This is a genomic window from Stenotrophomonas hibiscicola ATCC 19867 (genome assembly GCF_000382065.1).
Lineage (GTDB): Bacteria > Pseudomonadota > Gammaproteobacteria > Xanthomonadales > Xanthomonadaceae > Stenotrophomonas > Stenotrophomonas hibiscicola.
The window spans coordinates 967,598-985,584 of sequence record NZ_KB907498.1 but is presented as its reverse complement, the minus strand read 5'-3'; the positions used below and the strand labels follow the sequence as shown (position 1 = coordinate 985,584).

The following is a 17,987-nucleotide window of genomic DNA, read 5'->3' as shown; positions in this document are numbered from 1 at the left end:
GACAACGCTGGCCTGCTGCTGCGCGGCACCAAGCGTGACGACGTCGAGCGTGGCCAGGTGCTGGCCAAGCCGGGCACGATCAAGCCGCACACCAAGTTCGAGGGTGAAGTCTACGTCCTGTCGAAGGACGAAGGCGGCCGTCACACCCCGTTCTTCAACGGCTACCGTCCGCAGTTCTACTTCCGTACCACCGACATCACCGGCGCAGCTGCACTGCCGGAAGGCGTCGAAATGGTGATGCCGGGTGACAACGTCAAGATGGTCGTCACCCTGATCAACCCGGTGGCGATGGATGAAGGCCTGCGCTTCGCCATCCGCGAAGGCGGCCGCACCGTCGGCGCCGGCGTGGTCTCGAAGATCATCGAGTAATCTGGTAGTATCTGCGCCCCGATGTTGCCTGGGTAGGGCATCGGGGCGTATCAAATGGGAAAGCAGGCACAGGATGTGCCTTGTGTTCCCCGGACCAGGAAGGGTCAATGCCATTCAGGCGGCGTCAACAGGCGACTGTTGACAGCTGCCTTGTGTGCCATTATGCTTCCACGTCTGGGCAGGCCGGGAAACTGGTCTGCCTACGTTTTTGAGGTCTATGGAGTGACCTTGTCGGCCTGCAGGAGTGTGGGTCGTCCGTATTCAGGAATTTCATGGGGCAAAGCAACCCAGAGGCTTTGTCTGTCGCTCTTTTAACGAAGGAACCTACCGCCATGGCGGACCAAAAGATCCGGATCCGGCTGAAAGCGTTCGATCATCGTCTGATCGACCGTTCGGCCAGCGAGATCGTTGAAACGGCAAAGCGGACCGGCGCGCAAGTGCGTGGCCCGATCCCGCTGCCGACCAAGATCGAGCGCTACACCGTTCTCGTCTCCCCGCACGTCGACAAGGACGCGCGTGACCAGTACGAGACCCGCACGCACAAGCGCGTGCTCGATATCGTTGACCCGAATGACAAGACCGTGGACGCGCTGATGAAGCTCGAACTGGCTGCCGGCGTCGACGTTCAGATCAAGCTGACCTGAGGACTACGACCATGACGAAGAAGTATTCGTTGGGCTTCGTGGGCCGCAAGGCCGGCATGAGCCGCGTGTTCACTGAAGATGGCCGCTCCATCCCGGTGACCCTGATCGAAGCAACCCCGAACCGCATCGCGCAGATCAAGACCGTCGAAACCGACGGCTACAGCGCCGTGCAGGTGACCGTCGGCGCGCGTCGCGCTGCCCTGGTCAACAAGCCGGAAGCCGGCCACTTCGCCAAGGCGAAGGTGGAGGCGGGTCGTGGCCTGTGGGAATTCCGCGTTGAAGACGCGCAGCTCGGCGATTTCGCCGTTGGCGGCGAAGTCAAGGCGGACATCTTCGAAGTCGGCCAGATCGTCGACGTCCAGGGTGTCACCAAGGGTAAGGGCTTCCAGGGCACCATCAAGCGCCACAACTTCCGTATGGGCGATGCAACCCACGGTAACTCGCTGTCGCATCGCGCGCCGGGTTCGCTGGGTCAGCGCCAGACCCCGGGTCGCGTTTTCCCGGGCAAGAAGATGTCGGGCCACATGGGCGCGGTGCAGCAGAGCACCCAGAACCTGGAAGTGGTCAAGGTCGACGTCGAGCGCGGTCTGATCGCCGTTCGCGGCGCCGTTCCGGGCGCGGCCGGTGGCGATGTGATCGTCCGTCCGGCGAGCAAGGCATAAGGAGAGATGACGATGGAACTCGTTATCACGGGTAGCAACAACAAGGTCTCGGTCTCCGAAGCCGTGTTCGGTCGCGATTTCAGCGAAGATCTGGTCCACCAGGTCGTCGTTGCTTACCGCAACGCCGGTCGCGCCGGCACCAAGGCACAGAAGACTCGCTCCGAAGTGGCTGGTACCACCAAGAAGTCGAAGAAGCAGAAGGGCGGCGGCGCGCGTCATGGCGCACTGACGGCTCCGATCTTCGTCGGCGGCGGTGTCACCTTCGCGGCCAAGCCGCGCAGCTTCGAGCAGAAGGTCAATCGTAAGCAGTACCGTGCCGCCATGTGCGCGATCCTGTCCGAGCTGAACCGTCAGGGCCGTCTGACCATCGTGGAGTCCTTCGACGTCGAAGTGACCAACACGAAGGGTCTGGTCGCCAAGCTGGCCGGCCTGGAAGTGGGCAAGCGCCCGCTGATCGTCACCGAAGAAGCGTCCGAGCACCTGTACCTGTCCGCCCGCAATCTGCCGTACGTGCAGGTGCGTGACGTCCAGGGCCTGGATCCGGTCTCGCTGGTGGGTGCCGACACGGTCGTCATCACCGCTGACGCGGTCAAGAAGGTCGAGGAGTGGCTGGCATGAACAGCAACGAAAAAATCTTCAGCGTGCTGCGTGCCCCGCGTGTCTCCGAAAAGACCGCGCGCCTGCAGGAACTCTCCAACCAGTATGTCTTCGAAGTTTCGAACGAAGCCACCAAGGCCGATGTAAAGGCCGCGGTTGAGCAGCTGTTCGACGTCAAGGTCGAAGCTGTCAACGTGGTCAACGTCAAGGGCAAGAACAAGTCCTTCCGTAACCGTGCTGGCCGCCGCGGCGATTGGCGCAAGGCGTACGTTCGCCTGGCCGATGGCCAGTCGATCGATGTAACGGCCAAGGCCTGAGGTACATCCCATGCCATTGATGAAATTCAAGCCCACTTCCCCCGGCCGCCGTTCGGCCGTGCGCGTGGTCACTCCCGACCTGCACAAGGGTGCTCCGCACGCTGCCCTGGTCGAGTCGCAGAGCCGCTCGGGTGGTCGTAACCACCATGGCCGCATCACCGTGCGTCACGTCGGTGGTGGTGCCAAGCAGCACTACCGCATCATCGACTTCAAGCGCAACAAGCTGGGCATCCCGGCGCGCGTGGAACGCATCGAATACGATCCGAACCGCACCGCCCACATCGCCCTGCTGTGCTACGTCGACGGTGAGCGCCGCTACATCATCGCCCCGAAGGGCCTGAAGGCCGGTGATCAGGTGATCGCTGGTTCGGATGCCCCGATCAAGGCTGGCAACACCCTGCCGCTGCGCAACATCCCGGTCGGTACCACCATCCACTGCATCGAACTGAAGCCCGGTAAGGGCGCTCAGATCGCCCGCGCCGCCGGTGCGGCCGTGCAGCTGGTGGCCCGCGAAGGCATCTACGCCACCCTGCGCCTGCGCTCGGGTGAAATGCGCAAGGTGCCGGTCGAGTGCTGCGCCACCATCGGCGAAGTCGGCAACGACGAGCACAGCCTGGAAAAGCTGGGCAAGGCCGGTGCCAAGCGTTGGCGCGGCGTCCGCCCGACCGTTCGTGGTGCTGCCATGAACCCGGTTGACCACCCGCACGGTGGTGGTGAGGCCAAGGCCGGCCAGGGTAACCCGCATCCGGTCACCCCGTGGGGTGTCCCGACCAAGGGTTACAAGACGCGCCATAACAAGCGCACTCAGCAGTTCATCGTCCGCGATCGTAGGGGCTAATCGACCATGGCACGTTCACTCAAGAAGGGCCCGTTCGTCGATCACCACCTCGTCAAGAAGGTGGAGGCCGCTGCGGGCAGCAAGAAGCCGATCAAGACCTGGTCGCGCCGTTCGATGATCCTGCCTGACATGGTAGGCATCACCATTGCCGTGCATAACGGCAAGAACCACATCCCGGTTCTCGTCAACGAGAACATGGTCGGCCACAAACTCGGCGAATTTGCCATCACCCGGACCTTCAAGGGTCACGGTGGTGACAAGAAGTCGGGCAAGTAAGGAGAGATGACAATGGAAGCGAAAGCCATCCTGCGCACTGCGCGCATCTCCCCGCAGAAGGCTCGTCTGGTCGCTGACCAGGTGCGCGGTCTGCCGGCCGAACGTGCGGTCAACCTGCTGAAGTTCTCGGACAAGAAGGCTGCCCACCTGATCAAGAAGGTGGTGGAGTCGGCTATTGCCAATGCCGAGAACAACCAGGGCGCCGACGTCGACGAGCTGAAGGTTCAGACCATCATGGTTGATGAAGGTCCGACCCTGAAGCGTTTCATGGCGCGGGCGAAAGGCCGCGGTACCCGCATCCTCAAGCGCACCAGCCACATCACTGTGGTTGTGGGCGCCGCCAAGTAAGCGGATAAGGAAAAGACCATGGGTCATAAAGTTCATCCGATTGGTATCCGCCTCGGCATTTCCAAGGACTGGAACTCCAAGTGGTACGCCAACAAGGCCGAGTTCGCCGGTTACCTGGCAGCCGACCTGAAAGTGCGCGACATGCTGCGCAAGAAGCTGGCCCAGGCCGGCATCAGCAAGATCCTGATCGAGCGTCCGGCCAAGACCGCTCGCGTGACGATCCACACCGCCCGTCCGGGCGTGGTGATCGGCAAGCGCGGTGAGGACATCGAGAAGCTGCGCAAGGAAGTGAGCGAGATGATGGGCGTCCCGGCGCACATCAACGTCACCGAAGTGCGCAAGCCGGAACTGGACGCGCAGCTCGTTGCCGAGTCGATCGCCCAGCAGCTGGAGCGTCGCATCATGTTCCGCCGTGCAATGAAGCGCTCGGTCGGCAACGCGATGCGCCTGGGTGCCCTGGGCATCAAGGTCAACGTCGGTGGCCGCCTCAACGGTGCAGAAATCGCCCGTTCGGAGTGGTACCGCGAAGGCCGCGTGCCGCTGCACACCCTGCGTGCCGACATCGACTATGGCTTCGCTGAAGCCAAGACGACCTACGGCATCATCGGCATCAAGGTCTGGATCTACAAGGGCGAGGTCTTCGATTTCTCCCAGGTTGGCCAGGAAAAGCAGGACGACACCCCGTCGCGCAACGATCGTCACGATCGCGGCGACCGTGGTGACCGTCAGCGCCCGGCCCGTGAAGCGAGGTAACGACAATGTTGCAACCCAAGCGAACCAAGTACCGCAAGGTACACAAGGGCCGTAACGATGGCCTGAGCTGGAGCGCCAACGCTGTCAGCTTCGGCGAATACGGCCTGAAGGCAACCGCACACGGTCAGCTGACCGCGCGCCAGATCGAAGCGGCCCGCCGCTCGATCAGCCGCTACGTCAAGCGCGGCGGCAAGATGTGGATCCGCGTGTTCCCCGACAAGCCCATCACCAAGAAGCCCATCGAAGTCCGAATGGGTTCGGGTAAGGGTAACGTGGAATACTGGGTGGCCCAGATCCAGCCCGGCCGCATGATCTATGAAATCGAGGGTGTTTCCGAGGAAGTGGCTCGCGAGGCGTTCCGCCTGGCCGCCGCCAAGCTCTCGGTCACCACCACTTTCGTGACCCGTACGGTGCGCTGATGGATATCAAAACTCTCCGTGAAAAGTCGGCTGACGAACTCAAGGCCCACCTGATCGACCTGCGTAAGGAACAGTTCTCTGTCCGTATGCAGCAGGTCACCGGCCAGCTGCCGAAGACCCACGACATTCGCCGGGTCCGTCGCGAGATTGCTCGCGTCAAGACCCTGCTCGGCAGCACGAAGTAAGGATGGCCGCTATGAGCGACAATACTGAAAAGAAGACGCTGCGCACGGTCGAAGGCCGTGTCGTCAGCAACAAGATGGACAAGACGGTTACCGTCCTGGTTGAGCGTCAGGTCAAGCACGCGCTGTACGGCAAGTACATCAAGCGCTCGACCAAGCTGCACGCCCACGATGCCGACAACGCCTGCAAGGAAGGCGATGTCGTCCGCGTGACCGAGATTGCTCCGATGTCCAAGACCAAGAACTGGCGCGTGGTGGAAGTCATCACGCGTGCGGCTGAATAAGGAGTCTGAATCATGATCCAGATGCAGAGCTACCTTGACGTCGCGGACAATTCGGGTGCCAAGCAGGTGATGTGCTTCAAGGTGCTGGGTGGTTCCAAGCGCCGTTACGCCGGCATCGGCGACATCATCAAGGTCACCGTGAAGGATGCGATTCCGCGCGGCAAGGTCAAGAAGGGTGAAGTGTATGACGCCGTCGTGGTGCGTACCCGCAAGGGTGTGCGTCGCGCCGACGGTTCGCTGATCCGCTTCGACGGCAACGCGGCCGTCCTGCTGAACAACAAGCAGGAGCCGATCGGTACCCGTATCTTCGGGCCGGTGACCCGTGAACTTCGTTCGGAGAAGTTCATGAAGATCGTCTCGCTCGCTCCCGAAGTGCTGTGAGCGACAGGAGATAATCATGGCTAACCGTATCAAGAAGGGCGACCAGGTTGTCGTCAACGCTGGCAAGGACAAGGGCAAGCAGGGCGAAGTCGTCCGCGTCGACGGCGACCGTGTGGTCGTCGCCAACGTGAACATCGTCAAGCGCCACACCAAGCCGAACCCGCAGGCAGGTGTTGCCGGCGGCGTGGTCGAGCGCGAAGCTTCGATCCATATCTCCAACGTGAACGTGCTGAACCCGGCTTCGGGCAAGGGCGAACGCGTTGGCTTCAAGGTGCTGGAGGATGGACGCAAACTGCGTGTGTTCCGCTCCAGCGGTGAGGCGCTCGACGCCTGAGGAATGTGAAGATGACTTCCCGTCTCGAAAAGATCTACAAGGAAGAAGTGGTGCCGGCGCTGATGAAGCAGTTCGGCTACACCAATCCGATGGAAGTACCGAAGCTCGTCAAGGTCACCCTGAACATGGGTGTCGGCGAGGCTGCCACCAACAAGAAGATCCTGGAAAACGCCGTCGCGGACATGACCAAGATTTCCGGCCAGAAGCCGGTTGTCACCAAGTCGCGTATCTCGGTCGCGTCGTTCAAGATCCGTGATGGTTGGCCGATCGGCTGCAAGACCACGCTGCGTCGCCACAAGATGTACGAGTTCCTGGACCGCCTGATCAACATCTCGCTGCCGCGCGTGCGCGACTTCCGTGGTGTTTCCGGCCGTTCCTTCGACGGCCGCGGCAACTTCAACATGGGTGTGAAGGAACAGATCATCTTCCCGGAAATCGACTTCGACGCCGTCGATGCGATCCGCGGCATGGATATCGCCATCACCACCACTGCGAAGACCGATGCGGAAGCGAAGGCGCTGCTGGCAGCGTTCAAGTTCCCGTTCCGTAACTGATCTGTCGAGGAAACCGAAATGGCAAAGACCTCCATGGTCAACCGCGACATCAAGCGGGAAAAGCTGGCCAAGAAGTACGCTGAAAAGCGTGCGGCTCTGAAGAAGATCGTGTCCTCCGTGGACGCGACCTACGAAGAGAAGATCGAGGCCGCAACCAAGCTGGCCAAGCTGCCGCGCGATTCGTCGCCGAGCCGCCAGCGTAATCGTTGCGAGCTGTCGGGTCGTCCGCGTGGCGTCTACAGCAAGTTCGGCCTGGGCCGTAACAAGCTGCGTGAAGCCACCATGCGTGGCGACGTGCCGGGTCTGCGCAAGGCCAGCTGGTAACCCCAGCCGGCCCTGCGATCAGGAGCCCCTTCGGGGGTTCCTGAACCGGGCAGGGGAGGCATTCAGCTTTCCCGACGCAAAAAAACCGAGGAGCCCGGCGCAAGCCGGGCTCTTTTGGCGTATACTCCCGCGTCTTGCCCTGCGCAAACGGGGTCGTAGGAGTGGGCTTCCGGCCCGCTGCATCAAGGGACCTGGCCCGTTTCCAGGAGACAACAGATTTTCGCGAAAGCGGATATCGGTGCACTCAAAGGTACTCATATGAGCATGACTGATCCCATCGCCGACCTGCTGGTCCGCATCAAGAATGCGGCCGCGGTGGGCAAGCAGACGGTGAAAGCCCCGTCGTCCAAGATCAAGGTTGCGATCGCCCAGGTCCTGAAGGACGAGGGTTACATCACCGACCTGCGCGTGACCCAGCTGGAAAACAACAAGTCCGAGCTGGAAATCGTGCTGAAGTATTTCGAAGGCAAGCCGGTCATCGCGACCCTGAAGCGCTTCTCGCGTTCGGGCCTGCGCCAGTACCGCGGCAAGAGCGAGCTGCCGAAGGTCATGAACGGCCTGGGTATCTCCATCATTTCCACCTCCAAGGGCATCATGACTGATGCGCAGGCGCGCCAGCTGGGCGTCGGCGGCGAAGTCCTGTGCTTCGTGGCCTAAGGCGAAAGGAGTAGAACTATGTCCCGCGTAGCCAAGAAGCCGATTACCCTGGGTAAGGTTGAACTGAACGTCCAGTCGGACAGCGTCACCGCCAAGGGCCCGAAGGGCACCCTGTCGCTGGCCAAGCCGGCCGGTATTGCCATCAACGTCGACAACGGCGTTGCCACCCTGAGCACCGAAAGCGCCGACCTGGTCGCACTGACCGGTACCGTGCGTGCGATCCTGTCCAACATGGTCAAGGGCGTGTCCGAAGGCTTCGAGCGCAAGCTGGAGCTGGTGGGCGTGGGTTACCGCGCTGCCATGCAGGGCAAGGACCTGAACCTGTCGCTGGGCTTCTCGCACCCGGTCGTGTTCGTGGCGCCGGAAGGCATCACGCTGTCGACCCCGACCCAGACCGAGATCCTGGTCCAGGGCGCTGACAAGCAGGTCGTCGGTGAAGTTGCCGCCAAGATCCGTGCGTTCCGCAAGCCGGAACCGTACAAGGGCAAGGGCGTGAAGTACTCCGACGAAGTCATCATCCGTAAGGAAGCCAAGAAGGCATAAGCGCGAGTCCCTCGCAAGAGCCCGCACATCCCTGTGCGGACTTCTCAGGGAAAAGCTCTTCCTTCAGCTTTCAAGGAATAATCAAAATGAACAAGAACATCGCCCGCCTGCGTCGCGCCAAGTCGACCCGTGCCCACATCCGTGAGCTCGGCGTCGCCCGCCTGTCGGTGCTGCGCACCGGCCAGCACCTGTACGCCCAGGTCTTCACCGCCGACGGCTCCAAGGTGCTGGCTGCTGCCAACACCACCCAGGCCGACGTCATCGAAGGCCTGAAGAACGGCAAGAACGCCGATGCTGCTGCCAAGGTTGGCCGCATCGTTGCCGAGCGCGCCAAGGCCGCCGGCATCGAGAAGGTTGCCTTCGATCGTTCGGGCTACCGCTACCACGGCCGCATCAAGGCCCTGGCAGAAGCCGCCCGCGAAGCCGGCCTGCAGTTCTAAGGGACAAGGGCAGGGGGCCATTGGCCTCCTGCCCACCTGCTCGCCAGCCTGAGTGAGGCTGGACGGCGCCGCTCTTCTGCAGCGGCCCACCGGAACAACGCGTCACGCCACAACCATAAGCGGCTTCGAGCCGTACATACCCAAACAACCAAGGAATCAACATGGCAGAAGAGCGTCAGCAGCGGGGTCGCGATCGCGACCGTAACCGCGAAGAGAAGATCGACGACGGCATGATCGAAAAGCTGGTCGCGGTCAACCGCGTCAGCAAGACCGTCAAGGGTGGCCGCCAGTTCACCTTCACCGCCCTGACCGTCGTCGGCGACGGCGAAGGCAAGGTCGGTTTCGGCTATGGCAAGGCCCGCGAAGTGCCGGTTGCCATCCAGAAGTCGATGGAACAGGCCCGCAAGAACCTGGTCAGCGTTGACCTGAACAACGGCACCCTGTGGCACACCATCAAGGATGGTCACGGCGCAGCCCGCGTGTTCATGCAGCCGGCTTCGGAAGGTACCGGCGTGATCGCCGGCGGTGCCATGCGCGCCGTGCTGGAAGCCGTTGGCGTGAAGAACGTGCTGGCCAAGGCCACCGGTTCGCGCAACCCGATCAACCTGGTGCGTGCCACCGTGAAGGGCCTGGCTGCTGCACAGTCGCCGGCTCGCATCGCGGCCAAGCGCGGCAAGAAGGTGGAGGAACTCAACCATGGCTAATGAGTCCAACAAGACTGTCAAGGTCCGCCTGGTGCGTGGCCTGCGTGGCACCCAGTCGCGTCACCGCCTGTCGGTGCGTGCGCTGGGCCTGAACAAGCTCAACGATGTGCGTGAACTGAAGGACAGCCCGCAGGTGCGCGGCCTGATCAACAAGGTTCAGTACCTCGTCCAGGTTGAGGAGTAATCGACCATGACTCTGCGTCTCAATGAACTGAGCCCGGCACCGGGCGCCCGCACCGAGCGTACCCGCGTCGGTCGCGGTATCGGCTCGGGCCTGGGCAAGACTGCCGGCCGCGGCCACAAGGGTTCGTTCGCCCGCAAGGGTGGCGGCAAGATCAAGGCTGGCTTCGAAGGCGGCCAGACCCCCATGCAGCGTCGTCTGCCGAAGATCGGCTTCCGTTCGCCGATCGCCAAGGACACCGCTGAAGTGCTGCTGTACGCACTGGACAAGCTGCCGGCCGGTGAGATCGACTTCGCCGCCCTGCGTGCTGCCAAGCTGGTTCCGAGCACTGCCAAGAAGGCCAAGGTCGTCGTCAAGGGCGAAGTGACCAAGGCGTTCACCCTGAAGGGTATTGCTGCCACGGCGGGTGCCAAGGCCGCGATCGAAGCTGCCGGCGGCAGCGTAACGGAGTAAGAAAATCATGGCGCAAGCTGGCATCGGTAACCTCGCGGGCGGAATGGGCAAGTTCACTGAACTTCGCCAACGTTTGCTGTTCGTCGTCGGGGCTTTGATCGTCTATCGCATCGGCTGCTACGTGCCGGTGCCGGGCGTCAATCCCGATGCCATGCTTGCCATGATGCAACAGCAGGGCGGCGGCATCGTGGACATGTTCAACATGTTCTCGGGCGGCGCCCTGCACCGTTTCAGCATCTTCGCGCTGAACGTGATGCCGTACATCTCGGCATCGATCGTGATGCAGCTGGCCGTGCACATCTTCCCCGCCCTGAAGGCGATGCAGAAGGAAGGTGAGTCCGGCCGCCGCAAGATCACCCAGTATTCGCGCATCGGCGCCGTGCTGCTGGCAGTGGTGCAGGGCGGTTCGATCGCACTGGCCCTGCAGGGCCAGGTCTCGCCGTCGGGCGCTCCGGTCGTGTATGCGCCGGGCATGGGCTTCGTGCTCACCGCCGTGGTCGCGCTGACCGCCGGCACCATGTTCCTGATGTGGGTCGGTGAGCAGGTCACCGAGCGCGGCATCGGCAACGGCGTGTCGCTGATCATCTTCGCCGGTATCGTCGCTGGCCTGCCGGGTGCGATCATCCACACCTTCGACGCCTACCGCGACGGCAATATCCAGTTCATCCAGCTGCTGCTGATCGCCATTGTCGTGCTCGCGTTCACCTTCTTCGTGGTGTTCGTCGAGCGTGGCCAGCGCCGGATCACGGTCAACTACGCACGCCGCCAGGGCGGTCGCAACGCGTACATGAACCAGACCTCGTTCCTGCCGCTGAAGCTCAACATGGCCGGCGTCATTCCGGCAATCTTCGCCTCGAGCCTGCTGGCCTTCCCGGCCACCCTGGCCATGTGGTCCGGCCAGGCGGCCAACCAGAGCAGCTTCGGCCAGGTCCTGCAGAAGGTCGCCAATGCCCTGGGCCCGGGCGAGCCGCTGCACATGATCGTGTTCGCTGCGCTGATCACCGGTTTCGCGTTCTTCTATACCGCGCTGGTGTTCAACTCCCAGGAAACCGCTGACAACCTGAAGAAGTCGGGCGCGCTGATTCCGGGCATCCGTCCGGGCAAGGCCACCGCCGATTACATCGACGGTGTACTGACCCGCCTGACCGCAGCCGGCTCGGCCTATCTGGTGATCGTCTGCCTGCTGCCGGAACTGATGCGCACGCAGCTGAACGCCTCGTTCTACTTCGGCGGTACTTCGCTGCTGATCGTGGTGGTGGTGGTGATGGACTTCATTGCCCAGGTGCAGGCGCACCTGATGTCCCACCAGTACGAGAGCCTGCTGAAGAAGGCCAACCTGAAGGGCGGCAACCGCGGCGGTTTTGCCCGCGGCTGATTGGCCTGTTATACTTTCGTCTTCCTGACGTGATGGTCCCTCCGCTTCGCGGACTCCGGCCACACAAACGAAGGGCGGCCCCCGCAGCGGTTCCGGGTGGGGGTGTGATGAGGTGGTCCCGCGCTGGAGTAGCGCGGGCGGCCCCGGAGGATACCCCGGGTCCAACCCCATCCGGCGCCGGAGCCTGGGCACACTCCCCAGGCCGGGTTCATGAAACCAATGGTTTCACGGGCTTCCATGTAAACCGGAACCTTGTTAGTATCGCTAGTTCACTTTTTTGATCCATCCTGCCGGATTGGCGTGCCCGAGGCGCGCTGTCGGCCATCACTCAGCTGGAGAACCGCGTCATGGCGCGTATTGCAGGCGTCAACCTGCCAGCCCAGAAGCACGTCTGGGTCGGGTTGCAAAGCATTTACGGCATCGGCCGTACCCGTTCGAAGAAGGTCTGCGAAGTCGCAGGCGTTGCTTCGACCACCAAGATCCGCGATCTGTCGGAGCCGGAAATCGAGCGCCTGCGCGCCGAAGTCGGCAAGTACATCGTGGAAGGCGATCTGCGCCGTGAGATCGGCATCGCGATCAAGCGCCTGATGGACCTGGGCTGCTACCGCGGCCTGCGTCACCGTCGTGGCCTCCCGCTGCGTGGCCAGCGCACCCGTACCAACGCCCGCACCCGCAAGGGTCCGCGCAAGGCGATCAAGAAGTAAGGGACTGAGAAATGGCTAAGCCCGCTGCTAAGACCAAGAAGAAGATCAAGCGCGTCGTCACCGACGGCGTTGCCCACGTCCACGCTTCGTTCAACAACACCATCGTCACCATCACCGACCGCCAGGGCAATGCTCTGTCGTGGGCGACCTCCGGTGGCGCTGGCTTCCGCGGTTCGCGCAAGTCGACCCCGTTCGCTGCCCAGGTGGCTGCTGAAAAGGCCGGTCGTGCTGCGCTGGACTACGGCGTGAAGTCGCTGGAAGTCCGCATCAAGGGCCCGGGTCCGGGCCGTGAGTCGGCCGTGCGTTCGCTGAACAACGTCGGCTACAAGATCACCAACATCATCGACGTGACGCCTATCCCGCACAACGGGTGCCGTCCGCCGAAGAAGCGTCGCGTCTAAAGGGAGCGATAAGAAATGGCTCGTTATATCGGTCCTACCTGTAAGCTCGCCCGTCGCGAAGGCGCCGACCTGTCCCTGAAGAGCCCGGCGCGTGCGCTGGACTCCAAGTGCAAGCTGGAGCAGAAGCCCGGCCAGCACGGCGCCACTGCCCGCAAGGGCAAGCTGTCCGACTACGCCACCCAGCTGCGTGAAAAGCAGAAGGTCAAGCGTATCTACGGCCTGCTGGAGCGTCAGTTCCGCAACTACTACAAGAAGGCCTCGACCAAGAAGGGCAACACCGGCGAGAACCTGCTGCAGCTGCTGGAAACCCGCCTGGACAACGTCGTCTACCGCATGGGCTTCGCCGTGACCCGTCCGGCTGCTCGTCAGCTGGTGTCGCACCGCGGCGTCACCGTGAATGGCAAGTCGGTCAACCTGGCTTCGTACCAGGTCAAGGCTGGCGACGCCATCGCCCTGTCTGAAAAGGCTGCCAAGCAGCTGCGCGTCCAGGAAGCCCTGACCGTCGCCGCCCAGCATGACCTGAGCCCGTCGTGGGTTGAAGTGGATTCCGGCAAGTTCACCGGCATCTTCAAGGCCGTTCCGGATCGTTCGGATCTGCCTGCGGACATCAACGAAGCGCTGATCGTCGAGCTGTATTCGAAGTAATTCACATTGGAGAGCCCCCGGCGACGGCCGGGGGTTCACTAGGAGAACCCGCAACATGACGGTTACCGCCAACCAGGTTCTGCGTCCTCGCGGTCCGCAGATCGAACGCCTTACCGACACCCGTGCAAAGGTCGTTATCGAACCTTTGGAGCGGGGTTACGGGCATACGCTGGGCAACGCCCTGCGTCGCGTGCTGCTGTCGTCCATCCCGGGCTTCGCCATCACGGAAGTCGAAATCGACGGCGTGTTGCATGAGTACACCACGGTCGAAGGTCTGCAGGAGGACGTGCTCGAAGTCCTGCTGAACCTGAAGGACGTGGCCATCCGTATGCACTCCGGCGACAGCGCCACCCTGTCCCTGTCCAAGCAGGGCCCGGGCGTTGTCACCGCTGCCGACATCAAGGTCGACCACAATGTGGAGATCCTGAACGGCGACCATGTGATCTGCCACCTGACCAAGGACACGGCGATCAACATGCGTCTGAAGATCGAACGTGGTTTCGGCTACCAGCCGGCTGCCGCGCGTCGTCGTCCGGACGAAGAAACCCGTGCCATCGGCCGCCTGGTCCTGGATGCCTCGTTCTCGCCGGTCCGCCGCGTCGCCTATGCCGTGGAGGCGGCCCGCGTCGAACAGCGTACCGACCTGGACAAGCTGGTCATCGATATCGAGACCAACGGCACCATCGATGCCGAGGAAGCCGTGCGCACCGCCGCCGACATCCTCAGCGACCAGCTGTCGGTGTTCGGTGACTTCACCCACCGCGACCGCGGTGCGGCCAAGCCGGCCAACAACGGCGTGGATCCGGTGCTGCTGCGCCCGATCGACGATCTGGAGCTGACCGTGCGTTCGGCCAACTGCCTGAAGGCTGAAAGCATCTACTACATCGGCGATCTGATCCAGAAGACCGAAGTGGAGCTGCTGAAGACCCCGAACCTGGGCAAGAAGTCGCTCACCGAGATCAAGGAAGTGCTGGCTCAGCGCGGCCTGTCGCTCGGCATGAAGCTGGAGAACTGGCCGCCGGCCGGCGTCGCCAGCCACGGCATGCTGGGCTGATATCGGTAATGCCTGAAGGCTCCACCGTTCGCGGTGGAGCCTTCAACGCAACACAACACGCCACGACGAACCGCAGGTTCGCGGGCAGGCCGTCCAGGACGGAGGGCCAGGACCAACCGCAGTCCGCGCAGCAACGCCAGGATGGCGACAACGATCCGCACAGCCTCATCATTAACCAAGGAATATCACCATGCGTCACCAGAAGTCTGGCCGTAAGTTCAGCCGCACCAGCGCCCACCGCGAAGCGATGTTCAAGAACATGGCCGCCTCGCTGTTCAAGCACGAGCTGATCAAGACCACCCTGCCGAAGGCCAAGGAACTGCGCCGCGTTGCCGAGCCGCTGATCACCCTGGCCAAGGTCGACTCCGTCGCCAACCGCCGTCTGGCCTTCGCCCGCCTGCGCGACAACGAAGCGGTGGGCAACCTGTTCACCATCCTGGGCCCGCGCTACGCGAACCGTCCGGGCGGCTACCTGCGCCTGCTGAAGTGCGGTTTCCGCGCCGGCGACAACGCGCCGATGGCCTACGTCGAGCTGGTCGACCGTCCGGTCGTGGCCGAGGAAGTGGCCGAGTAATCGGACCGCTCCAACGCGACACAGCGAAAGCCCGGCCTCTGCCGGGCTTTTGCGTTCTGGTAGCGCCGGGCCATGCCCGGCGTTTCCGTATCCGCTACGCTCGCCGGGCATGGCCCGGCGCTACCTGCGGCACAATGCGACCCGCACCGTTCCGACAGGCGTCACCTGTGGCGGTTCGAATGGCGCGCGCTCTCGGTTACGCTTGGCGCCCTGATCCATTCGAGCGTTGACGATGAATCCACTGCGCTGGCCCTTCCGCGCCCAGTTCTTCCTGGGCTTCCTGATCTGCGCGGGCCTGCTCGGCTACGCGATCTTCCTGCAGCTGAAGATGGGCCTGGAGCCGTGTCCGCTGTGCATCTTCCAGCGGCTGGCCTTCGCCGCGCTGGGCCTGCTGTTCCTGATCGGTGCGCTGCACGGGCCGTCCAACCGCCCGGGACGCGCGACCTACGGCATTCTCGCCTTCATTGCCGCCGCTGTAGGCGTCGGCATTGCCGCGCGCCACGTCTACGTGCAGATGCTGCCGCCGGAGATGGGCGCGACCTGCGGCCCGCCGCTGAGCTTCCTGCGCGAGACCATGGGGCCGCTGGAAGTGTTCCGCACGGTGCTCACCGGTACCGGCAACTGCGGCAACATCGACTGGACCTTCCTGGGCCTGACCATGCCGATGTGGTCGGGCGTGTGGTTCGTGCTGCTGGCGCTGTGGGCGCTGGTGGCGTCGCTGCGCAGGGTCAAGCGCTGAACGCAGGGTAGTGCCGGCCGCTGGCCGGCACACCGTGGGAATACCGGCCAGCGGCCGGCGCTACCTCAGAAATCCTGCTGCAGGCTCAGGTAAGCACCTCGGCGCGGTCCCCACTGCGGGGCGAAGACGCCGACACCGCCACCGTCGCGCAGCTGGTAGCTGCGATCCAGTGCGTTGAACACGGCCAGTTGGACGTGCAACGGATGGCCGCTGTCGGCATTGAAGTCGTGCCCGGCGCTGAGGTTCACCTGCAGGTACGACGGCAGCTCGCCGCCGTTGGGTACGCCCTCGATGTCCGAACGCAGGCCGCTGCCGAACACGTAGTTGGCACCGATCCGGTTGTGTCCGGCAAAGGCGTAGCTGAAGCCACCCGATGAGGTCAGTTTCTGGTCGTGGTCGAGGTGGATCCAGTGGTCGGCCACATAGGCCAGCGCGTCCGGATCGAGGTTGTACTGGCTGGTGATCACCTGGGTGCCGATGGCCTTGTTGTACGCCGCGTTGAAGTAGGCGCTGAACGGGCCGTTGCTGTAGTCGGCACTGAACTCCAGCCCACGGATGTGGCCACGGCGATAGTTGAACGTCGAGTAGATGTAGGCGGCGCCGAACTGGCCTTCGTCCTGCAGGCGCGCAACGCGGCGATCGTAGGCGTCCAAGCCCAGGGTGAGGTGGTCGCCCACCTGCTGCGACACGCCGATGTCGTAGTAGTCGCTGCGTTCGGCCAGTGGCGTGTTGTTGCCGCCGCTGGGCTGCTGGTTGGTGGTGCCGTCGTATAGGGCGATATCGCTGCTGGCGATCAGCTCACTGGCCGGTGGCGTGAAGTAACGCGAATAGCCGGCATGCACGGTGGTGCTGTCGCTGGCATTCCAGACCACTCCCACGCGGGGGCTGAGCTGGCCCTCGGTGTGGCCAAAGGCCTTGTAGCGATCTCCGCGCAGGCCGTAGTTGACGGTCCAGTCGTCGCCGATCTTCCATTCATCCTGCACGTACAGCGCCAGCGTGCTGGCATGGAAGGCACTGCGGTCAGGTATCAGCAGCGGTGTGGTGCTGGACTGCTGGCCGGCGTCATCGACCGGAAACACCCAGCTGCTGTTGCTGGCCCGCGCATTCTCGTAGTTGCCGTACAGGCCATAGCGCAGCGTGTGGTCGTTGCCCAGTGGGGTGGAGAAATCGGCCTGCAGCGTGTTGGCGCGGTTGCTGCGTTGCACCTGCGAGGCGACGCCACTGAACACCAGGTCGCCGACGACATCCGGATGGAATGCCACATCGCTGTAGCGCTGCCCGGCCGAGAGCTGATATGCGGTGCTGCCCAACGTGCCCTGCAGCACCAGCATGCCGAAGCGGGTGGCCTCGCGCTGGGTTTCATCCAGCTGGCTGGAGTCGAAGGTGGTGGTATCGAGGTAACCGAACTGCGGCGTCTGCCCGGGGTTGACCGGGATCTGGAAGCGATTGTTGGCAAAGCCGGCGAACACGCTCAGGCGGGTGTTCTCGTTGACGAGGTAGGTAAGGTCAGCGAACGCTTTGCCCTGGTGGGTGTCGTCGTGCAGCGGCTTGCGCGAGCGGGTCGGGTTCTCCAGGCCAACCTCGTTCTGGTCGTAGTTGCCAGTCAGGAACCAGCTCCAGCGCCCCTGGTTGCCCCACCACGAGGCGTTGGGATTGATCTTGCCGAACGAGCCTGCGGTCAGCCCGGCGCTGCCGCCGTTGCCGAGCTCGGCGCCGCTGCGGGTGGTGATGTCGACCACTGCAGCGGTGCGCTCGCCGAACTGCGCCGGCAGCGCGCCATCCATCAGGCGGATGCTCTTGATGGTGCGTGCATCCAGCGTCTGGCCGAAGCCCGAGATCGATTCGGGCAGCAGCACGCCGTTGATGCGGTACTGCAGATTGGCGTGGTCGCCGCGCACGTGCACGCCGCCGTAGGAATCCTGGACCACGCCGGGCGCCTGCAGCAGCACCTGGCTGAGCGGCGCGGAGGCGCCCAGCGGCTGCTTCTGGATGTCCTCGGCGGTGATCTGGTACTGGCTGCTGCCGATGTCCGGCGACAGCGTGTTGCGGGCCTGGTCGAGCTGGGCGTGGACGGTGACCGCGTCGAGGTCCTTCACGGGAGCGGCGGCATCGGCGGCCACGGCGAGGGAAGGCAGGCTGGCCAGGGTGAGGGCGAAGGTGATGCCGGTAGCAAGCAGGGAGGGCTTCATGGCGGATAGGCTGTGGAAGGGGCCATTGGGGATTGAGTGTTACTTC

General features: G+C 63.3%; 30 protein-coding genes. 29 read left to right on the top strand and 1 reads right to left on the bottom strand.

Annotated elements, in window-relative coordinates; all coding sequences use genetic code 11:
• From G370_RS0104850 to G370_RS0104710, 29 genes are all read left to right on the top strand, one after another.
• A partial coding sequence (locus tag G370_RS0104850; RefSeq protein ID WP_019659579.1) for an EF-Tu C-terminal domain-related protein occupies nt 1–369 on the top strand: 369 nt, incomplete at its 5' end.
• Between the two features lie 332 nt (nt 370–701).
• A complete protein-coding gene (gene rpsJ, locus G370_RS0104845; RefSeq protein WP_005408208.1) occupies nt 702–1,013 on the top strand; it encodes a 30S ribosomal protein S10 in 312 nt (103 codons plus the stop codon).
• Between the two features lie 11 nt (nt 1,014–1,024).
• Nucleotides 1,025–1,675, top strand: a complete 651-nt coding sequence (rplC, locus tag G370_RS0104840; protein WP_004145336.1) for a 50S ribosomal protein L3 — start codon at nt 1,025–1,027, stop codon at nt 1,673–1,675.
• Nucleotides 1,676–1,687: 12 nt separating this feature from the next.
• Nucleotides 1,688–2,293: a 50S ribosomal protein L4 gene (gene rplD, locus G370_RS0104835; RefSeq protein ID WP_019659578.1), complete on the top strand. Its 606-nt coding sequence runs from the start codon at nt 1,688–1,690 to the stop codon at nt 2,291–2,293.
• On the top strand, nt 2,290–2,589 hold the full coding sequence (gene rplW, locus G370_RS0104830) for a 50S ribosomal protein L23 (RefSeq protein WP_004145338.1): 300 nt from the start codon (nt 2,290–2,292) through the stop codon (nt 2,587–2,589). The genes rplD and rplW overlap by 4 nt, the downstream gene beginning before the upstream one ends.
• 10 nt (nt 2,590–2,599) lie before the next feature.
• Nucleotides 2,600–3,427 (top strand): 50S ribosomal protein L2, encoded by an 828-nt coding sequence (gene rplB / locus G370_RS0104825; protein ID WP_004145339.1) that lies wholly within the window; start codon nt 2,600–2,602, stop codon nt 3,425–3,427.
• Between the two features lie 6 nt (nt 3,428–3,433).
• Nucleotides 3,434–3,703 (top strand): 30S ribosomal protein S19, encoded by a 270-nt coding sequence (gene rpsS / locus G370_RS0104820; protein WP_005415413.1) that lies wholly within the window; start codon nt 3,434–3,436, stop codon nt 3,701–3,703.
• A 12-nt stretch (nt 3,704–3,715) separates the two neighbouring features.
• Nucleotides 3,716–4,051, top strand: a complete 336-nt coding sequence (rplV, locus tag G370_RS0104815) for a 50S ribosomal protein L22 (RefSeq protein ID WP_004145348.1) — start codon at nt 3,716–3,718, stop codon at nt 4,049–4,051.
• Nucleotides 4,052–4,069: 18 nt separating this feature from the next.
• Nucleotides 4,070–4,804 carry a 30S ribosomal protein S3 gene (gene rpsC, locus G370_RS0104810; protein ID WP_005415414.1) on the top strand — a complete coding sequence of 245 codons (735 nt, stop codon included), beginning with the start codon at nt 4,070–4,072 and terminating at the stop codon, nt 4,802–4,804.
• 5 nt (nt 4,805–4,809) lie between these two features.
• Complete coding sequence (rplP, locus tag G370_RS0104805; RefSeq protein ID WP_004154486.1) at nt 4,810–5,223, top strand: 50S ribosomal protein L16; 414 nt, start codon at nt 4,810–4,812, stop codon at nt 5,221–5,223.
• A complete protein-coding gene (gene rpmC, locus G370_RS0104800; protein ID WP_004154487.1) occupies nt 5,223–5,408 on the top strand; it encodes a 50S ribosomal protein L29 in 186 nt (61 codons plus the stop codon). Before rplP ends, rpmC begins: the two co-directional genes overlap by 1 nt.
• Nucleotides 5,409–5,419: 11 nt before the next feature.
• On the top strand, nt 5,420–5,689 hold the full coding sequence (gene rpsQ / locus G370_RS0104795) for a 30S ribosomal protein S17 (protein ID WP_004154489.1): 270 nt from the start codon (nt 5,420–5,422) through the stop codon (nt 5,687–5,689).
• Between the two features lie 12 nt (nt 5,690–5,701).
• The gene (rplN, locus tag G370_RS0104790; protein ID WP_010483978.1) at nt 5,702–6,070 is read left to right on the top strand and encodes a 50S ribosomal protein L14; all 369 of its coding nucleotides are present in this window, start codon (nt 5,702–5,704) and stop codon (nt 6,068–6,070) included.
• 16 nt (nt 6,071–6,086) lie between these two features.
• Nucleotides 6,087–6,404, top strand: coding sequence for a 50S ribosomal protein L24 (gene rplX, locus G370_RS0104785; protein WP_004154490.1), 318 nt, complete (start codon nt 6,087–6,089; stop codon nt 6,402–6,404).
• Between the two features lie 11 nt (nt 6,405–6,415).
• Nucleotides 6,416–6,958, top strand: a complete 543-nt coding sequence (gene rplE / locus G370_RS0104780; protein WP_005415416.1) for a 50S ribosomal protein L5 — start codon at nt 6,416–6,418, stop codon at nt 6,956–6,958.
• A gap of 18 nt (nt 6,959–6,976) precedes the next feature.
• Entirely contained in the window at nt 6,977–7,282 is a 306-nt protein-coding gene (rpsN, locus tag G370_RS0104775) for a 30S ribosomal protein S14 (RefSeq protein WP_019659577.1), read from the top strand.
• Nucleotides 7,283–7,540: 258 nt separating this feature from the next.
• Complete coding sequence (rpsH, locus tag G370_RS0104770; protein ID WP_005408210.1) at nt 7,541–7,939, top strand: 30S ribosomal protein S8; 399 nt, start codon at nt 7,541–7,543, stop codon at nt 7,937–7,939.
• Nucleotides 7,940–7,957: 18 nt separating this feature from the next.
• Nucleotides 7,958–8,482, top strand: a complete 525-nt coding sequence (gene rplF, locus G370_RS0104765; protein WP_019659576.1) for a 50S ribosomal protein L6 — start codon at nt 7,958–7,960, stop codon at nt 8,480–8,482.
• Between the two features lie 80 nt (nt 8,483–8,562).
• The gene (rplR, locus tag G370_RS0104760; protein WP_026346969.1) at nt 8,563–8,922 is read left to right on the top strand and encodes a 50S ribosomal protein L18; all 360 of its coding nucleotides are present in this window, start codon (nt 8,563–8,565) and stop codon (nt 8,920–8,922) included.
• 161 nt (nt 8,923–9,083) lie between these two features.
• Nucleotides 9,084–9,626 carry a 30S ribosomal protein S5 gene (gene rpsE, locus G370_RS0104755; protein WP_004154496.1) on the top strand — a complete coding sequence of 181 codons (543 nt, stop codon included), beginning with the start codon at nt 9,084–9,086 and terminating at the stop codon, nt 9,624–9,626.
• A complete protein-coding gene (gene rpmD / locus G370_RS0104750) occupies nt 9,619–9,810 on the top strand; it encodes a 50S ribosomal protein L30 (protein ID WP_005408214.1) in 192 nt (63 codons plus the stop codon). Before rpsE ends, rpmD begins: the two co-directional genes overlap by 8 nt.
• 6 nt (nt 9,811–9,816) lie before the next feature.
• On the top strand, nt 9,817–10,260 hold the full coding sequence (gene rplO, locus G370_RS0104745; RefSeq protein WP_004154498.1) for a 50S ribosomal protein L15: 444 nt from the start codon (nt 9,817–9,819) through the stop codon (nt 10,258–10,260).
• 7 nt (nt 10,261–10,267) lie between these two features.
• Nucleotides 10,268–11,635: a preprotein translocase subunit SecY gene (gene secY, locus G370_RS0104740; protein WP_005408215.1), complete on the top strand. Its 1,368-nt coding sequence runs from the start codon at nt 10,268–10,270 to the stop codon at nt 11,633–11,635.
• Nucleotides 11,636–11,982: 347 nt separating this feature from the next.
• Nucleotides 11,983–12,339 carry a 30S ribosomal protein S13 gene (rpsM, locus tag G370_RS0104735; RefSeq protein ID WP_004154500.1) on the top strand — a complete coding sequence of 119 codons (357 nt, stop codon included), beginning with the start codon at nt 11,983–11,985 and terminating at the stop codon, nt 12,337–12,339.
• Nucleotides 12,340–12,350: 11 nt separating this feature from the next.
• On the top strand, nt 12,351–12,740 hold the full coding sequence (gene rpsK, locus G370_RS0104730) for a 30S ribosomal protein S11 (protein ID WP_004145443.1): 390 nt from the start codon (nt 12,351–12,353) through the stop codon (nt 12,738–12,740).
• 15 nt (nt 12,741–12,755) lie between these two features.
• Nucleotides 12,756–13,385, top strand: coding sequence for a 30S ribosomal protein S4 (gene rpsD / locus G370_RS0104725; RefSeq protein ID WP_004145446.1), 630 nt, complete (start codon nt 12,756–12,758; stop codon nt 13,383–13,385).
• Nucleotides 13,386–13,440: 55 nt separating this feature from the next.
• Complete coding sequence (locus tag G370_RS0104720; RefSeq protein WP_005408216.1) at nt 13,441–14,439, top strand: DNA-directed RNA polymerase subunit alpha; 999 nt, start codon at nt 13,441–13,443, stop codon at nt 14,437–14,439.
• Between the two features lie 190 nt (nt 14,440–14,629).
• A complete protein-coding gene (rplQ, locus tag G370_RS0104715) occupies nt 14,630–15,013 on the top strand; it encodes a 50S ribosomal protein L17 (protein ID WP_005408217.1) in 384 nt (127 codons plus the stop codon).
• A 232-nt stretch (nt 15,014–15,245) separates the two neighbouring features.
• Complete coding sequence (locus G370_RS0104710; protein ID WP_019659574.1) at nt 15,246–15,752, top strand: disulfide bond formation protein B; 507 nt, start codon at nt 15,246–15,248, stop codon at nt 15,750–15,752.
• Nucleotides 15,753–15,817: 65 nt separating this feature from the next.
• Here the strand turns inward: G370_RS0104710 and G370_RS0104705 are convergent, their stop codons facing one another.
• The gene (locus tag G370_RS0104705; RefSeq protein WP_019659573.1) at nt 15,818–17,941 is read right to left on the bottom strand and encodes a TonB-dependent receptor; all 2,124 of its coding nucleotides are present in this window, start codon (nt 17,939–17,941) and stop codon (nt 15,818–15,820) included.
• Between the last annotated feature and the right edge of the window lie 46 nt (nt 17,942–17,987).

Coding starts and splice junctions, on each gene's coding strand:
- rpsN (WP_019659577.1), top strand. CDS start 6,977: ATGGCAAAGACCTCCATGGTCAACCGCGACATCAAGCGGGAAAAGCTG.
- rplX (WP_004154490.1), top strand. CDS start 6,087: ATGGCTAACCGTATCAAGAAGGGCGACCAGGTTGTCGTCAACGCTGGC.
- rpsE (WP_004154496.1), top strand. CDS start 9,084: ATGGCAGAAGAGCGTCAGCAGCGGGGTCGCGATCGCGACCGTAACCGC.
- rplB (WP_004145339.1), top strand. CDS start 2,600: ATGCCATTGATGAAATTCAAGCCCACTTCCCCCGGCCGCCGTTCGGCC.
- G370_RS0104705 (WP_019659573.1), bottom strand. CDS start 17,941: ATGAAGCCCTCCCTGCTTGCTACCGGCATCACCTTCGCCCTCACCCTG.
- rpsM (WP_004154500.1), top strand. CDS start 11,983: ATGGCGCGTATTGCAGGCGTCAACCTGCCAGCCCAGAAGCACGTCTGG.
- rpsQ (WP_004154489.1), top strand. CDS start 5,420: ATGAGCGACAATACTGAAAAGAAGACGCTGCGCACGGTCGAAGGCCGT.
- rpsD (WP_004145446.1), top strand. CDS start 12,756: ATGGCTCGTTATATCGGTCCTACCTGTAAGCTCGCCCGTCGCGAAGGC.
- rplV (WP_004145348.1), top strand. CDS start 3,716: ATGGAAGCGAAAGCCATCCTGCGCACTGCGCGCATCTCCCCGCAGAAG.
- rplP (WP_004154486.1), top strand. CDS start 4,810: ATGTTGCAACCCAAGCGAACCAAGTACCGCAAGGTACACAAGGGCCGT.
- rplF (WP_019659576.1), top strand. CDS start 7,958: ATGTCCCGCGTAGCCAAGAAGCCGATTACCCTGGGTAAGGTTGAACTG.
- rplW (WP_004145338.1), top strand. CDS start 2,290: ATGAACAGCAACGAAAAAATCTTCAGCGTGCTGCGTGCCCCGCGTGTC.
- rplD (WP_019659578.1), top strand. CDS start 1,688: ATGGAACTCGTTATCACGGGTAGCAACAACAAGGTCTCGGTCTCCGAA.
- rpsC (WP_005415414.1), top strand. CDS start 4,070: ATGGGTCATAAAGTTCATCCGATTGGTATCCGCCTCGGCATTTCCAAG.
- rpsS (WP_005415413.1), top strand. CDS start 3,434: ATGGCACGTTCACTCAAGAAGGGCCCGTTCGTCGATCACCACCTCGTC.
- rplE (WP_005415416.1), top strand. CDS start 6,416: ATGACTTCCCGTCTCGAAAAGATCTACAAGGAAGAAGTGGTGCCGGCG.
- rpsJ (WP_005408208.1), top strand. CDS start 702: ATGGCGGACCAAAAGATCCGGATCCGGCTGAAAGCGTTCGATCATCGT.
- rpmC (WP_004154487.1), top strand. CDS start 5,223: ATGGATATCAAAACTCTCCGTGAAAAGTCGGCTGACGAACTCAAGGCC.
- rpmD (WP_005408214.1), top strand. CDS start 9,619: ATGGCTAATGAGTCCAACAAGACTGTCAAGGTCCGCCTGGTGCGTGGC.
- rpsH (WP_005408210.1), top strand. CDS start 7,541: ATGAGCATGACTGATCCCATCGCCGACCTGCTGGTCCGCATCAAGAAT.
- rplC (WP_004145336.1), top strand. CDS start 1,025: ATGACGAAGAAGTATTCGTTGGGCTTCGTGGGCCGCAAGGCCGGCATG.
- G370_RS0104710 (WP_019659574.1), top strand. CDS start 15,246: ATGAATCCACTGCGCTGGCCCTTCCGCGCCCAGTTCTTCCTGGGCTTC.
- secY (WP_005408215.1), top strand. CDS start 10,268: ATGGCGCAAGCTGGCATCGGTAACCTCGCGGGCGGAATGGGCAAGTTC.
- rplN (WP_010483978.1), top strand. CDS start 5,702: ATGATCCAGATGCAGAGCTACCTTGACGTCGCGGACAATTCGGGTGCC.
- rplO (WP_004154498.1), top strand. CDS start 9,817: ATGACTCTGCGTCTCAATGAACTGAGCCCGGCACCGGGCGCCCGCACC.
- rpsK (WP_004145443.1), top strand. CDS start 12,351: ATGGCTAAGCCCGCTGCTAAGACCAAGAAGAAGATCAAGCGCGTCGTC.
- G370_RS0104720 (WP_005408216.1), top strand. CDS start 13,441: ATGACGGTTACCGCCAACCAGGTTCTGCGTCCTCGCGGTCCGCAGATC.
- rplQ (WP_005408217.1), top strand. CDS start 14,630: ATGCGTCACCAGAAGTCTGGCCGTAAGTTCAGCCGCACCAGCGCCCAC.